Raw genomic sequence first — 13,707 nt, forward strand, 5'->3', positions numbered from 1 at the left:
ACAATGACTGACCAGAAGCCTTCCGTCCTCTTCGTCTGCGTCCACAACGCCGGGCGCTCCCAGATGGCCGCCGGCTGGCTCCGCGAGCTCGCAGGCGACCGCGTCGAGGTCCGCTCCGCCGGATCCATACCCGCCGACCAGATCAACTCCGTCGCCGTCGAGGCGATGCGCGAAGTCGGCATCGACATCACCGCCGAACAGCCGAAAGTGCTCACCACCGAAGCGGTGCAGGACTCCGACGTGGTGATCACCATGGGCTGCGGCGACGCGTGCCCGTTCTTCCCCGGCAAGCGCTACGAGGACTGGAAGCTCGACGACCCGGCCGGACAGGGCATCGATGCCGTGCGCCCGATCCGGGACGAGATCAAAGGTCGCGTCGAAACGCTGCTGGCGGAACTGCTCGTCTGAGGGACTGCGAGGGACTGCGAGCACGGGAGGGGCAGCGGCCAATGGCCCTGCCTCTCCGCTGTGTTTCCGGGTTTCCTGGTCCCTGCGGCGAACACCGATGTGCCGTGAGGCGTGCGCCATCGATCGCGCTACAGCCCGTTCTTGCTCTACCGGGACGCGCCTCGCAGCGCTGCTTCGATCTGCTCCTGCGTAGGCGCTCCGGCGAACCCGTTCCTCGTCGCATAGACGCGGCACGCGAGCGAGCGGACCGGTGCTGTCGGGAACAGGTCGACGCCGTCGACGAGGATCGTGGGCGAGCCTCCGAACCGGGTGCTTACCGCCTCGGCCTCGGTCCGGATCGTGACCAGCTCGACAGGCACGGCCCTGAATCCAAGAGCGTCCAGTGCTGCGCGCGCGTTGGCTTCGGCCACGTCCGTGTTCGGGCAACCGACAATGTGCAGCAGCTCGACCTTCATGCGGCATCCTCGAATCGCGCGTCGTTCGACGCCCGGTCCGGGCCTGGCGGGAGAAGGATCAGGCAGAGCAGGCCGACACCGGCGACGACGAAGACATCGGCGACGTTCCCGACGAACAGGTCGCCGTAGGCGAGGAAGTCCGTGACCTGCCCCTGTCCGAAGGAGGGCGGGTTCAGGAGCCGGTCGACGAGGTTGCCGACCGCGCCGCCGAGGACCAGGCCCAACGCGGCACCCCACCGCGCGCCACGCAGCCGCACAGCGAACACAACTACCGCGATGCTGGCGAGGAGGCCGACGAGGGTGAAGATCCAGGTGGACCCGGAGCCGAGCGAGAACGCGGCTCCGGGGTTGTAGACCAGGGACAGGCCGAACAGGTCGCCGACCAGCGGGATCCGCTCGCCCTGCGTCAGCTGCGCTACGGCGAGGGCTTTCGAGCCCTGGTCTACGACGAGGGCGAGCACGGCGACGACGAGCGTGAGGCCGAGCGCCCGCCTGCTCCTCGTGGATGCTCCGCCCGTCGACTCGACGACAACGGCGTCCTGCGGGGTCACGCGGCGCTCTTCCGAGTTCGGGCTGCGCGCAGGCCGTTGAGGATCACGATGACCTCTGCGATCTCGTGCACGAGCACCACCGCGGCGAGACCCAGGACACCGAACAGTGCCAACGGGAGCAGTGCGGTGATGATCAGCAGCGACAGGATGATGTTCTGGTTGATGATGTGCCGTCCCCGACGGGCGTGATCGAACGCACGCGGCAGCAGTCTCAGGTCGTGGCCGGTGAACGCGACGTCGGCCGACTCGATCGCCGCATCCGAACCCGACGCGCCCATCGCGATGCCGATGTCCGCGGCGGCGAGGGCGGGAGCGTCGTTGATGCCGTCGCCGATCATCGCCACAGGCCCCTTCTCGCCGAGTTCTGCGATCGCGGCGGCCTTGTCCTCCGGGCGCAGCTCGGCACGCACGTCGCCGATCCCGGCTTGGGCGGCGAGGGCGCGGGCGGTGCGAGCGTTGTCGCCGGTGAGCATGGTGACCCCGACGCCCTGTGCAGCGAGGGTGCGGACGACCTCGGGGACCTCGGGGCGCAGCTCGTCGCGGACGCCAATCGCGGCGACCGGCGTGCTGTCGCGGTGGACGATGACGACCGTCATGCCCTGCTCCTCCAGGCCCGCGACCCGGTCGTCGAGGGTCCCGGCGTCGAGCCAGCGGGGACTGCCGACCGTGATCCGCGCGCCATCGAGCTCGCCTTCGATGCCGTGCCCGGCCTGCTCGGTCACGCCCTCGGCGGCGGGAGTGCCCGGCGCAGCGGCGGTGATCGCGGCGGCGAGGGGGTGGGTGCTGTGCTGCTCCAGCGCGGCCGCCCACGCCAGCGCCTGTTCCTCGGTGATGCCGTCGGCGGTGAGGACTGCGGTGACGGCGGGCTCGTTGCGGGTCAGGGTGCCGGTCTTGTCGACGGCGACGTGGCGGATCACGCCGAAGCGCTCGAAGGCCGCGCCGGACTTGATGATCACGCCGAACTTGCTCGCCGACCCGATCGCAGCCACCACCGTCAACGGGACCGAGATCGCCAGCGCACACGGCGACGCCGCGACCAGCACGACGAGGGCGCGGGTGATCCACAGCTCCGGGTCGCCGAACAACGACCCGATCACCGCCACCAGGGCGGCGAGGATGAGCACGCCGGGAACGAGGGGGCGGGCGATGCGGTCGGCGAGGCGAGCGCGGTCGCCCTTCTCCGCCTGAGCCTTCTCCACCAGGTCGACGATCGTGGTCAGCGAGTTGTCGGTGCCCGCCGCGGTCGTCTCGACCTCGAGCGCCCCAGCGGTGTTGATCGCGCCCGCGGAGACGGCGTCGCCGGGCTCGACCTCGACCGGAATCGACTCCCCCGTGATCGCGGACGTATCCAGGCTAGAGCATCCCGTGCGGACGATGCCGTCGGTCGCGATCCGCTCACCCGGCCGCACCAGCATCAGCTGACCGACAGCCAGGTCCTTCGCCGGGACCTCGACCGATGCTCCGTCGCGGCGGATGGTCGCGGTCTCCGGGACGAGCTTGAGCAGCGCCCGCAGCCCGCCGCGGGCACGGTCCATGGCCTTGTCCTCCAGCGCCTCAGCGATCGAGTACAGGAACGCCAGGGCGGCGGCCTCCTCGACATACCCGAGGATCACCGCGCCGACCGCGCTGATCGTCATCAGCAGGCCGATGCCGAGCTTGCCCTTGAACAGCTTCCGGATCGCGCCGGGGGTGAACGTCGACGCGCCTAGTAACAGGCCGATCCAGAACGCCACCAGCGCCGGGAACTCGAGCCCGGACCACTCCAGGACGAGGCCGATCAGGAAGGCCACGCCGGAGAAGACCGGGACCATGATCCCGCGGTCCCGCCACCAGGGGCGCTTCGCCTCCTCGGCCTCCTCGCCGACCCGGGTCTCCGGCTCGTCGCAGCCGCACGCCGCGCTCACGCGCCCGCTCCCGTCCCACAGCAGCCCGGCACCGTGCACTCGGCGTCCATGCACGGCGCGTGCTCGTCCACGGCCAGCGTCACGTCCACCAGCGCCGTGAGCGCCGCCGCGAGGTGCGGGTCGGCGATCTCGTAGCGCGTCTGCCGACCCTCGGGCTCGGCGACTACGATCCCGCAGTCGCGAAGACAGGTCAGATGGTTCGACACGTTGGAGCGCGTCAGCTCCAACTCGCGCGAGAGCACGGCCGGGTAGCTCGGGCCGTCCAGCAGGGTCATCAGGATCCGGGAGCGCGTCGGGTCCGCCATGGCCCGGCCCAGCCGGTTCATGACGTCGAGACGCGAAGCAATAGTCAGCATGCACTGAACTATACAGCAAGCACTGAACTATTGTCGATGATGGCGAACCATGCACCCGCGACCCAGCAGCGGCACTCCCGCCCCCGCGGAGCCCTCACGACACCCGCACCGGCGGGCGCGGTACAGTCGCAGAGGAGGCAGTTCCTCGAACATCCACCCGCACCCACACCAAAACGACGGCACGGGCGGAAGTTCCCGCCAAAACCGTCAATATTCACCGGAACATCTAGGTTTTTTAGAGCATTCGGGCGCGGGTGTCGAAGAGTTCCAGTTCGGCGGGGTGTAACTGCGCTTGCACGACGAAGCTGCGGTCTTTGATCTTCCAGAGGCCCTGCCCGATGCCGAGCCCAGGGAGAAGTGAGCGTTCGGTTCCGGTGAGTCCGAGGGTTTGTGCGGTGACGCCGAGCTGATCGCTCTCTTGCCGGTACACGATCCTCGTTTCGGCGTTCGCGAGCAGCGACGATGCGAGGGCGCGCATTCTGGAGCCTTGGTCGCCGACGTTCTCCAAGTCGGTGAGCTTGTGGAAGATGAGCAGGTTGCTGATGCCGTAGTGGCGGGCGAGCCGCCATTGCGCATCCATGCGGGCAAGCAAGCTTGGGTAGGACATGAGGCGCCAGGCTTCGTCGTAGACGACGAAGCGCTGACCGCCGGACGGGTCTTGGAGCGCTGATTCCATCCACGCCGCAGAGCAGGTCATGAGCACGGCGAGCAGGGCGCTGTTCTCCGAGACGCGGGACAGGTCGAGGGAGAGCATCGGCAGCGTCGGGTCGAACTTCTCCGTCGACGGCCCATCGAACAAGCCGCTGAGATCCCCGGCGACCAGCCGTCGGAGCGCGTGCCCGAGCATCCGCCCGTCTTCTGCGAGCCGGCCGTCGGGATCGTCCGCCGATGAGGGCGAGAGGATGCGGTCGACGACCATCGGTAGGATCGGCACCTCCGCTGATCTGACGGCGTCTGCGAGAGCGATATCGATCGCGGTGTGCTCGACCGGAGAGAGCCGCCGGTCGAGCACGGTCTCCGCGAGGGCGCCGATGAGATCCCGGCGGCGGGCTGCGACCTGTGTAGCCCAGTCGGCGTCCGGGATGCCCGCGGCCCGGTATCCCTCATCGAGCGGGTTCAAACGGGTCGGGAGCGAGGGGCCGAGGACGATCGCGCGGCCCCCGACGGCGCGGGCGACGGGGGTGTGCTCGCCTTTCGGGTCGCCGGGAACGTAGACGCGCCGCCCGAACGGGAGCGCCCTCGTGTAGAGCGCTTTCGCAAGCGACGACTTCCCGCTTCCGACGATCCCGGCGAGGATCAGGTTCGGGGCGGTGATGACGCCTTGCCGGTACAGCTCCCACGGGTCGTACACGAAAGATCCGCCGGAGTAGAGGTCTTGTCCGATGAAGGTGCCGGCGGAGCCGAGCCCGCCTTCGGCGAGGAACGGGTAATGCCCCGACAGCGTGGCCGAGGTGTCCTGGTGGCGCGGGAGCCGGAACCGGCCCGGCGTGCACAACGCCGCCGGTCCCTCCTCTCCGGCACGAGGCAGGTAGCGAGTGGCACGGCGGGCTTCGCGTGCTGCTGCCGCCTCCGCCCGCAACTTCGCCACAGTTTCGGCGCGGGCTTCGGCGTGGATGCGGGCGGCGGCCTGGGCGCGGGCTTTCCGGTGCCGGCGGAGCTCTCCTTCGGGCCCGACGAGCACCGAGGTATGCAGACGTCCCGGATCGGTGTCGTCGCTCATCGGCCGAGCCCCCGCCCCGTCTGCCTGCCGGGCTGCTCGCGGCGGATGGCCGGGGTGCCGAGGCGGTCTCGCCGCGACTGCTCCCGCGCGGCCTCGCGCGCGAGGATCGGCCCCGCCCGCACCCCAGACGGGGCGGCGATCGCAGACGACGGCGATTCGGTAGTGGTGGCGGCGTGGCGGGGGTCTTCGAGGCCGAGCAGCACCGGGGACGGGAGGACGTCCATGTGCCGGTAGAGGGCGAGGTGCCGGTGATCCTGGTTGTAGACCAGCGTGTAGGCGTCCAACTGGGCAGTGCAGTCGAGGAGGCCTTGCGGCGGCGTGTCGTAGACGTACCCGTTCTCGAGCGCGGCATCCACGGTCTCGTCACCGTAGTCGTAGCCCGCGAGTTCCTGGATCACGGCATCGGCGCCGCCCTGGTCGATGAGGTCGAGGAGCCGGTCGGCTTCGCCGCCTTGCAGGAAGACCACGTTGATCAGATGCCCGACTTCCGGCATTTCTGCGGCGGGGTGCCAGGCGATCCGGCCCGCCGCCGCGGATGCCGCATCGAGGCGTCGTTCCGCCTCACCGATGAGCGCCGCCGCCTGCCGCAGCTCCCCGGCGGTCGTGAGTGCATCGCGGACGCCCGTGGCGCGGTCTCCGGCGTCGTCGGCGGCGCGGTCGCGCGAGCTCTCGTGGGCGGTGGCGATCTGGGTGAGGACTTGTTCGAGGGATCGGACGCTGCCGAGGAGATCGCCGAGCACCCCGTACATGTCCTCCGGCTGCTCGAAGGTGCGGCTGGCGTGCGCGAGCGCCCGCATCGCCTCATAGGCTTCCTCCGCGTCAGCGACGGGATCGGTGAAGGTCAGCATGTCCGATGCTCCAATCGTGAAGATGATTCGTATGCCAGGTGCGCGAAGGTTCGCCGCTGGTTCAGATGGGGCGGCAGAGCGGGAGCGCGGCCGCGGTGAAGGCCTGCGCCTGCTGGCCGACCAGGCGGCGGGTTTCGCAGGACGCCTGGATCGCGGCCTGCTCGATCTGCGATACCGCGGCATCCAGTTCCCCATTGGTGGGTGCGGAGACGGAGACGAGGCCGACGACGCGGAGCACCCCGTGCCCCGCGGTCAGCTCAGATTCTTGTTGCAGCACGTCGCCGTATTCGGCGGTGGCCTGGGTGTCTTCGACCTGGCCGATCTTCCGGCGCTGGGCGGCGTCGGCGACCATCTCGGTCTTCTTCCGCCGCAAATCCCTGGCGGCCTGATCCGCCCGCACCGGCAGATAGTGCAGCGACAAGGAGCGCAGCACCCCGCCGGTCAGCACGAGCGGGGCGAGGAACCCGGGGAAGGTCTGCGCCCTCGGCCATTCGCTGATCCACAGCACCGCGTGGTGCGCGCTGTCGGAGCGCAGCCGGTCCCAGGCCTCGTTCACCGCAACCGGGCCCGCGGTCGCGAGCTCCCGGCCGAGCGCGCCGTGACGTTCCAAGGCGGGGCCGGCGGCGGGGTCATAGGCGGTGCGGAGGATCAGGGCGACATCACCCGGGGTGAGCCATCCCGTCATCTGCAGCTCGGCGGAGCGCAGCGCGGTCTGGAACGACTGCATCTCCTGCCCGAGCACCACCGCCGCTCCCTTCATGCCGCCGCCCGCGGAACGGATCTGCCGGGTAGCGGCTCGCATGTCAAGGGAGAGCGACACGGTGGTGGCGTGGCGTTCCCCGGCGGGGCCCGCCCGTTCGATGAGCTCCCGGTAGGTGTTCGCCGCCCAGGAGCCGTCGTCGTGGCCGTGTTCGCGCCACCACTCGGTCAGCCCCGACCCGGAATCGGGCAGGGTGCGCTCTTGCACCTGGATGCGGGCGATCCTCCCGGACCGGCACGCGGCCGCAAGGACGCGACCCCAGCCGGTGACACGGCGCTGCTGCTCGCCGGGGTCGAGAAGCACGAACGCGGGATGCGCCACCCCGCACACGACGGTGAGGGTCTGGGCGTGCGGGTCGTGGATCATCGCCGCCCCCGTCTCGGGGTCCACCCATTCCCGGAGCGCGGCGAGGTCGCCGGGGAGCGCGAGCGTGCCCGCCGGGCGCGGCTTCACCACCCTGCGCCGATACTGGGTTTGCTTCGCGCGGGTGCGGAGGAGCCAGCGGGTGACGATCGGCGCCCACTCGATCAGCTTCCGCCCGCCGACGGGCACCCACGCGATCACCACCAGGGATGCCCACGCCGGCGACGACCAGGCAAGGCCCTGTCCGCCGCCCGTGTAGAGGCCGGTGACGATGATGCCGAGCGCGGTCGCGAGGACGAGAAGCTGTGGCAGGGAGAGGCCGAGGAGCAGGCCGCGCTTGGTGAGGCGAGAGAACTGCACCGGACGCAGCTCGAGCGACGCTTCGGAGGTGTTCGCGCTCATGGGTTACTGCTTCCCGGTCGGGGCGGGCGGATCGGTCCTTGGCGGCGAGGGCGGCGGGAGCACCGCGGGCGGCTGCTGCACCGGCGGCCCAGGCGGCGGAGCCGCCGGCTCGGACGCACTACCCGCGTGCCCGTCCGCTGCGTCACCGATGGCCTCGCCGATCTTCGGGCCCGCGGTCGCGGTCTCTTTCACGACGACTCCTGCGGCGACGGCCGCCGCGACCGGCGGCGCAGCAGCCGCAGCCGGGGCGGCCGGTGCGGCCGTGCCTCCGGTGGCAGCCGGGGCTGCGGTGCCGGCCGCGGCAGGCGCCGCCGCTGGTGCTGGGGTGGGTGTGGGCTTCGGCGTTCCGGCGCCCTTGCCGGTGTCTGCGCCGTTGAGCACTTGCTTCGGGGCGGGGCCGTTCGGCTTCGACGGGAGCGGGACGGGCCGGTTGAGGGCGTTCTTCGCCTCCTGCTCCATCGAGGACGCCTGATACATGTCGAAGCCCACGAAGCTCAGGAACTTGTACGCCAGGTACGGGGCGAACGCGGCGACGAACAGCAGCACGATCCCGGCGATGGGTTCGGACAGGGATTTCAGGTCGAGGCTGATGGGTGCGGCGACCTGGGTGGTGGCGATGAGGAAGATCACCACGATCACGAGCTTCGACGCGATCAGCGCGACCACGAACGTCGCCCACTTCCCGAACCAGCCGCGGGACGCTTCCCAGGTGAGGCCGGCGAGCGCGACCGGGCCGAACACGATCGCGACCAGCAGCAAGGCCTTCCGGATGAGGAGGCTGAACCAGAGGATGAAGATCGCGGCGATCATGAGGCCCGCGAGAAAGATCGTCAGCAGCGCCCCCGCACCCCCAGCAACCGAGGTGATGGTGACCGCGGTGATGAGGAGCGCGAGCCGGTCGTCCATGCTCTCGATCGTCTGCCCGGTGGCCTGGATGATGCCGACGCAGAGCTGATCGGTGATTTCGAGCAGCAGGGCGGTGCAGGTGATGAGCACGAACGAGCCGAGCACCGATTTCGCGACCCCGAGCGCGGCGCGGGTGAGTGCGGACGGGTCGCGGCGGGCGAGGCCGGTGATGAGCTGGAAGCAGAAGAACAGGAGCGTCACGAACACGGCGATGCCGAACAGGATGTTGTAGACCTTCACGTATCCGTCGCTGGTGACGTCGACCGAGGTGGTGGTGGAGAACACGTCCCACATGCCCTGGAACAGGGTGGACACGGCGAGCCCCATCGCGGAGGCGATCCACCCGAAGAAGAGGCCGGCGGGGCCCTCGCCGATCGCGGTGCAGACGGTGGAGACGCCGGGGATGTCGCAGATACTCACCCTGAACCACCACCCGGCTAGTTGACGGCCTGGCCGACGGTCCAGAAGAAGTTGATGAGCGTGACGGCCGCACCAGCGAGCACCGCCGCACCGCACGACACGAGCACGCCCGTCTTTCCCCTCGACGCGAGGTGCGGGTTGCTGCTATTCGCGCCGAAGCCCCAGACGATCGCGGACACGATGAGCGCCAGCACGCTGAGGATGAGGCCGACGGTCATCACCGCGCCGACGATGTCGCGCAGTTGCGCGATCCCCGGAAGCCCGTTGCTGTTCGGGTCGATATCGATCATGGTTGGGCACTCCTGCCGGTCGGTGAAGCGGACGCGATCCGTCCGACAAGCAGGTGCACTCAGCAGGCCCGGTGGCCGAACCCTTAGATGCGGTCGCCGATGGTGAGGAGAAAGTTCGCCCAGGCGATGCCGGCGCCGGCGAGGGCTGCGGTGCCGAGGGCGACGAACACGCCGATGCGGGCTTTCTGCGCCGTGTAGGGGTTGCCGGTGTGGGCGGCGATGGCCCAGATGGTTGCGGAGACGAGGAGGGTGAGCACGGCGCCGATGAGGACGTAGGTGAGGAGCGCGCCGATCACCGACGCGAACTCCCCGGATGCGCCGACGGCGCCGAAGTCGGGAAACACGTTCACCGGGCACCTCCAAGGTTCGCGCGACACCCGGGCGCGCCCGTCGTGCCGTCACTCGGGACTGCGCCGTGCTGCGCCAGCCACTCGACTGCGTTCACCGGGGGCTGGCCCTGCCCGCCGGGCCGGATCTCGACGTGCAGGTGCGGGCCGGTGGAGCGGCCGGAGGAGCCGACATCGCCGATGTGCTGCCCGGCCGCGACGGTCTCCCCGCTGGTGACGTAGATGCCGTCCTGCCACATGTGCGCGTAATAGGACGCGACCCGGGCGCCTTGGACGGTGTGTTCGATGACGATGAGGCCGCCCCATCCGGAGCTGAACTCCGCGACGGTCACGCGGCCGTCGGCGACCGCGTAGATCGGGGTGCCGTCGGCGGCGGCGAGGTCGGAGCCGGAGTGAAACTGCCGCTCGCCGGTGAAGGGGTCGGTGCGCCAGCCGAAGCTATCCGTGTTCGTGTACGAGCCCTCGGGAAGCGGGAACACGACGCGGCTGGTCTCCGGCACCGCCCCGCCACGGTTCCCGCCGCCGCTGGGGGCGGGCTTGGTGAGGGCGGTGAGGATCGCTTCGGCGACGGGCTGCCAGTTCCGGTACCGATCCGGGAACGCCGACACTTCGACGGCTTGCGCGGCGGAGCCTGGGTCCATCTGCTGCCAGCCGGGAATGTCGAGCAGGCCCCGCGGCGAGGGGAAGTTCGGGCCCTGCTCACCACCGTAGAACGCCTTCGCCTGATAGGTCGGGTTCATAAGCTCAGCGACCGTACCCCAGCCCGCGGCCGGCCGCATCTGGAACAACCCCAGGCTGTCGTGATCGGAGGCGTCGCCGTCGTTCGGGTAGTTCCCGGATTCGGGGTAGGCGCCGGTGTTGGCGAGCATCCGCAGCCGGGACTCGGTGAGCGCCGCCATGAGCGCGATGCGCACACCCGCCTGGCCGACGCCGGGGATGCTCGCCCCGGTGGTGATGATCGTCGCCGCGTGGGTGAGCTGCCGCTTCTCGAGCGTAACCGAGGTGCCATCGGCAGTGGTCGCGGCGAGCTTGTCCGGGATCGGGCCGACCGTCAGGGAATCCGTGAGGCAGAACCCTAACGGGCCCATGAACGCTCCCATGCCGACCAGCGCGGTCGACGGTCCGACGCAGAACAGCACCAAGAACAGGACGAGCAGCTTCTTCACCATCACCGAGCCGTCCTCGCTATCGGAGCGGGGTGTCGAGAGCGGAGAGCCGCAGCAGCCGGCAGTCCTCGTCGTCCGGGCAGGCGGCGAAGATCGTGAACGACACCGGGCGCGCATCGGTAACGCCCTGCCCTTCCCAGACGCCGGTCCGGTGCCGGGTGCCGGTGACTGTGTACGCGGTCGCACCCGGCAGGAGCGTGCCGGGGCGGGCGTCGGCGGCGATGCCCGCCCAGCTCTCGGGAAAGGTGATCGTGTCGATGGTGAGCCATTGCCGGGTCGAGTAGTTCCGCAGTTCGGCCCAGGCGGCATCGTCTGGGAGGTAGGCGCGGAGGTCTGCGGCGAGGCCTGGTGCTTCGTCCGGGTCCGCGACATCGATGATCGCCTGCATGTACTCGTGCGGGCTGTAGCCGAGGCCGGTATCCCACGCGAACAGCCCCTCGGCTACGTCCCGCGCAAACCGTTCCGCGTCTGAGACGGCCGAGAGCTCGCGCGGCGAGAGATCCCGGTCAGCACCAGGCGTCTCGGACGCCGAGACGCGGGGGCCGGGTGATGATTCGGGGGCGGGGCCGCGCAGCAGGCCATAGATGCCGGCGCCGACGAGCAGGGCGAGGACGATGCCGCCGCCGATGAGGGCGATGCGCAGGCGCCGCGACGCCTGCTCCGGCTCGGTGGTCTGACGCATACGGGCTTCCTTCCGGCGAACGGGCGAGTTCGGTACCCGGAAGGTGCACACGCACAGCCGGCGGCTCGTAGCCGCCGGCAGGCAGGTTTAGACGGCCTGCACCTCCGTGCTGCCCGCCGCAGCGTTTTCGCGGGCGGCGCGGATGAGGGCGAAGAACGCGATGGTCTCGGCGAGCACGGCTTCGGCGCGCTCCCACTCCGCCCCGGTCAGTTCCGCGGCGAGGGTGCCCGGGTCGTATTTCTGGGTCCAGCCGTCCATGTCGGCCCAGAGCGCGACGAACGCGCGCGGCGGCAGCACCACGAGCGTCAGCTTCGGACGCTCCACCGGCCGTACCGGCTTCTTGCCCTTCTTGCGACCCGTGGAGGTGATGCGGGCGATCGCCGCAGCGGCGAGCTGCGCGAGCTCCGCCGTCCGTGCCTCCCTGGCGGCTGCGGCACGCACTTGCTCGGCAGAGGCGGCGGCCTGCATGCGCACGGGGTCCGGCTGGGCGGGGTTGACGGCGATCCGGTCGAGCTCGTGCAGGGAGAGGGCGGTGTTCATGCGCAGGTGCGCGCCGTGCACTTTCCCGCCGGCCTCGATCCGCGCCAGCTCCTCGACGGCCTGGGCGCGGATGTGCTCGGGTCGGGTGTCGTCGTTTGCGAGATCCTTCAATCTGCCGATTTGTTCGAGCATCGTCTGCGATCCGTGCCCGGTGACCATGCGGGCGGCCTGCACCCGGGCTTCCCCGGCGGAGCGCGGTGCCGTCGATTCGACGGCACCGTGGACTTCCGCAGAATCCTGCGGATTCTCGCCGTCGGCTCCGAACCGTGTTGCGGCCTGCCGGCGGGCGGCGTCTTCGGCGAGCACGACCTTCAGCTCCCGGTAGAGGGATTCGGCTTCGATCAGGGAGAGGGGTTTGTGCAGCGAGTTGTCGTTCTGTTCCGCGAGGAGCTGGGAGAGGCGGCCGGAGAGGTTCGACCGCACCCACACGTTCGTGGAGCGCTGCCCGAGCAGGCGCAGCGCTTCGAGGCGGCGGCGCCCGCAGACGAGCACCCCGTCCGGGGTGACGGTGATCGGCTGCAACAGGCCCTCTGCACGGATGGACTCGGCGAGCGCCGGAATGTCGCCGAGGTCGGTGCGGTGGCGCTTCCCGACGGTGATGGAGTCGAGGGAGCGTTCCAGCTCGATATGCCCCGGGCTACTGGCAGCCATGGCAGCCACCTCCGTCTGGGGTGGACAGCACCACCTCCGACAGCACCCGGTCGTCGGCGAGGAGCGCGCGGAGGGGTTCGCCGGTGACCAGGCGGTGCAGGATGCCGCGTGCGGCGCTGGTGTGCGCCTGGTTCGGGTCCGGCGTCCCCAGCGCCACCCGCAGCATCGCAAGCCACGAGGCGGCGGGGATGTCGAGGAGGGCGCGGGCGTGGTAGTCGCGGCGCAGCGACTCGAACGCGGAAGCCCGCGACGCTGATTCTGCGAGCCGGGTGATGATGTACTCGATCCCGCCCCGTGCAGCCTCGACCGGCCAGCCGAGCAGATGGAACAGCGCGACCGCGTCTTCGACGGCCTGCCCCACCCGGGCGGGGGTCTCGTCGTGCTCGGGTTCCTCGATGAGGTCGGGGGCGGGGATTGTGAGGCTGTGGTGGTAGTCGGTCAGCGGGTTCTCCCGGTCCGAGAAGCGCTCTGCGTCGTGGTGGGTGGAGAACTTCGGTCGCCGCGCCTGATGCACGGAGCACAGCAGCCCGTTCGCGCGTTCCTCGGCGATGCAGGTCACTTTCACTGCGCGGGTGATGACGGCCCAGGGGTCGTCGGCGCGCCTCACGGCGCCGGTGCGCATCGCGTCGAACGCCGCGGCGGCCGCTTCCCACGGGTCGAGGCCGTGCCGGCGCGCGAGCGCGGCGTACTTGTCGGCCGCGTGCCGCATGAGGGCTGCGACTTCGGGGTCGTGCCGCCACGCCCATCGGCCTTCCTCGTGCAGGCGGATCAGCAGGGCGCGGAGCCCTTCGGAATGCTCGAACCCCCACCGCGCATCCCGTTCGGGACGTGCGGCAGGGGTGCTCTTCGTGCGGGTCTGGTTCATGATGACGGCACCTCCTACATGGCAGGTGCGCCCCGCGTGCCTGGGGCCGGGAAGGTCCTGCGCGAACCGGGCT

Annotated in this window: 15 protein-coding genes; 1 reads left to right on the forward strand and 14 read right to left on the reverse strand. The window is 70.2% G+C overall.

Annotated elements, in window-relative coordinates:
• Positions 1-3: 3 nt before the first annotated feature.
• A complete protein-coding gene (locus P0D62_RS10660) occupies positions 4-408 on the forward strand; it encodes an arsenate reductase ArsC (RefSeq protein ID WP_010157043.1) in 405 nt (134 codons plus the stop codon).
• A gap of 146 nt (positions 409-554) precedes the next feature.
• Here the strand turns inward: P0D62_RS10660 and P0D62_RS10665 are convergent, their stop codons facing one another.
• From P0D62_RS10665 to P0D62_RS10730, 14 genes are all read right to left on the reverse strand, one after another.
• A complete protein-coding gene (locus P0D62_RS10665) occupies positions 555-863 on the reverse strand; it encodes a hypothetical protein (RefSeq protein WP_010157044.1) in 309 nt (102 codons plus the stop codon).
• Positions 860-1,414 (reverse strand): signal peptidase II, encoded by a 555-nt coding sequence (gene lspA / locus P0D62_RS10670; protein ID WP_275702570.1) that lies wholly within the window; start codon positions 1,412-1,414, stop codon positions 860-862. Before lspA ends, P0D62_RS10665 begins: the two co-directional genes overlap by 4 nt.
• Positions 1,411-3,318 (reverse strand): heavy metal translocating P-type ATPase, encoded by a 1,908-nt coding sequence (locus P0D62_RS10675; protein ID WP_275702585.1) that lies wholly within the window; start codon positions 3,316-3,318, stop codon positions 1,411-1,413. Before P0D62_RS10675 ends, lspA begins: the two co-directional genes overlap by 4 nt.
• On the reverse strand, positions 3,315-3,674 hold the full coding sequence (cmtR, locus tag P0D62_RS10680) for a Cd(II)/Pb(II)-sensing metalloregulatory transcriptional regulator CmtR (protein WP_017883886.1): 360 nt from the start codon (positions 3,672-3,674) through the stop codon (positions 3,315-3,317). Before cmtR ends, P0D62_RS10675 begins: the two co-directional genes overlap by 4 nt.
• A gap of 235 nt (positions 3,675-3,909) precedes the next feature.
• The gene (locus P0D62_RS10685) at positions 3,910-5,394 is read right to left on the reverse strand and encodes an ATP-binding protein (protein WP_031289979.1); all 1,485 of its coding nucleotides are present in this window, start codon (positions 5,392-5,394) and stop codon (positions 3,910-3,912) included.
• Positions 5,391-6,242 carry a hypothetical protein gene (locus tag P0D62_RS10690; protein ID WP_017883884.1) on the reverse strand — a complete coding sequence of 284 codons (852 nt, stop codon included), beginning with the start codon at positions 6,240-6,242 and terminating at the stop codon, positions 5,391-5,393. Before P0D62_RS10690 ends, P0D62_RS10685 begins: the two co-directional genes overlap by 4 nt.
• A gap of 61 nt (positions 6,243-6,303) precedes the next feature.
• On the reverse strand, positions 6,304-7,767 hold the full coding sequence (locus P0D62_RS10695; protein ID WP_017883883.1) for an SCO6880 family protein: 1,464 nt from the start codon (positions 7,765-7,767) through the stop codon (positions 6,304-6,306).
• Between the two features lie 3 nt (positions 7,768-7,770).
• Complete coding sequence (locus P0D62_RS10700; protein ID WP_017883882.1) at positions 7,771-9,093, reverse strand: hypothetical protein; 1,323 nt, start codon at positions 9,091-9,093, stop codon at positions 7,771-7,773.
• A gap of 17 nt (positions 9,094-9,110) precedes the next feature.
• The gene (locus tag P0D62_RS10705; RefSeq protein WP_017883881.1) at positions 9,111-9,383 is read right to left on the reverse strand and encodes a DUF6112 family protein; all 273 of its coding nucleotides are present in this window, start codon (positions 9,381-9,383) and stop codon (positions 9,111-9,113) included.
• Positions 9,384-9,466: 83 nt separating this feature from the next.
• Positions 9,467-9,733, reverse strand: coding sequence for a DUF6112 family protein (locus tag P0D62_RS10710; protein ID WP_017883880.1), 267 nt, complete (start codon positions 9,731-9,733; stop codon positions 9,467-9,469).
• Positions 9,730-10,899 (reverse strand): M23 family metallopeptidase, encoded by a 1,170-nt coding sequence (locus tag P0D62_RS10715; RefSeq protein ID WP_017883879.1) that lies wholly within the window; start codon positions 10,897-10,899, stop codon positions 9,730-9,732. The genes P0D62_RS10710 and P0D62_RS10715 overlap by 4 nt, the downstream gene beginning before the upstream one ends.
• Positions 10,900-10,915: 16 nt before the next feature.
• Entirely contained in the window at positions 10,916-11,578 is a 663-nt protein-coding gene (locus P0D62_RS10720) for a hypothetical protein (RefSeq protein WP_017883878.1), read from the reverse strand.
• Between the two features lie 87 nt (positions 11,579-11,665).
• The gene (locus P0D62_RS10725; RefSeq protein ID WP_017883877.1) at positions 11,666-12,769 is read right to left on the reverse strand and encodes a ParB N-terminal domain-containing protein; all 1,104 of its coding nucleotides are present in this window, start codon (positions 12,767-12,769) and stop codon (positions 11,666-11,668) included.
• Complete coding sequence (locus P0D62_RS10730) at positions 12,756-13,634, reverse strand: hypothetical protein (protein ID WP_024356147.1); 879 nt, start codon at positions 13,632-13,634, stop codon at positions 12,756-12,758. The genes P0D62_RS10725 and P0D62_RS10730 overlap by 14 nt, the downstream gene beginning before the upstream one ends.
• Between the last annotated feature and the right edge of the window lie 73 nt (positions 13,635-13,707).

The organism is Tessaracoccus caeni (assembly GCF_029211185.1).
In the GTDB taxonomy this organism is placed as follows: domain Bacteria; phylum Actinomycetota; class Actinomycetes; order Propionibacteriales; family Propionibacteriaceae; genus Arachnia; species Arachnia caeni.

What these genes read in the sequence shown, in the direction of transcription:
- cmtR (WP_017883886.1), bottom strand. Translation starts at nt 3,674, where the DNA reads ATGCTGACTATTGCTTCGCGTCTCGACGTCATGAACCGGCTGGGCCGG.
- P0D62_RS10705 (WP_017883881.1), bottom strand. Translation starts at nt 9,383, where the DNA reads ATGATCGATATCGACCCGAACAGCAACGGGCTTCCGGGGATCGCGCAA.
- P0D62_RS10685 (WP_031289979.1), bottom strand. Translation starts at nt 5,394, where the DNA reads ATGAGCGACGACACCGATCCGGGACGTCTGCATACCTCGGTGCTCGTC.
- P0D62_RS10715 (WP_017883879.1), bottom strand. Translation starts at nt 10,899, where the DNA reads ATGGTGAAGAAGCTGCTCGTCCTGTTCTTGGTGCTGTTCTGCGTCGGA.
- P0D62_RS10725 (WP_017883877.1), bottom strand. Translation starts at nt 12,769, where the DNA reads ATGGCTGCCAGTAGCCCGGGGCATATCGAGCTGGAACGCTCCCTCGAC.
- P0D62_RS10695 (WP_017883883.1), bottom strand. Translation starts at nt 7,767, where the DNA reads ATGAGCGCGAACACCTCCGAAGCGTCGCTCGAGCTGCGTCCGGTGCAG.
- P0D62_RS10720 (WP_017883878.1), bottom strand. Translation starts at nt 11,578, where the DNA reads ATGCGTCAGACCACCGAGCCGGAGCAGGCGTCGCGGCGCCTGCGCATC.
- P0D62_RS10665 (WP_010157044.1), bottom strand. Translation starts at nt 863, where the DNA reads ATGAAGGTCGAGCTGCTGCACATTGTCGGTTGCCCGAACACGGACGTG.
- P0D62_RS10690 (WP_017883884.1), bottom strand. Translation starts at nt 6,242, where the DNA reads ATGCTGACCTTCACCGATCCCGTCGCTGACGCGGAGGAAGCCTATGAG.
- P0D62_RS10730 (WP_024356147.1), bottom strand. Translation starts at nt 13,634, where the DNA reads ATGAACCAGACCCGCACGAAGAGCACCCCTGCCGCACGTCCCGAACGG.
- P0D62_RS10660 (WP_010157043.1), top strand. Translation starts at nt 4, where the DNA reads ATGACTGACCAGAAGCCTTCCGTCCTCTTCGTCTGCGTCCACAACGCC.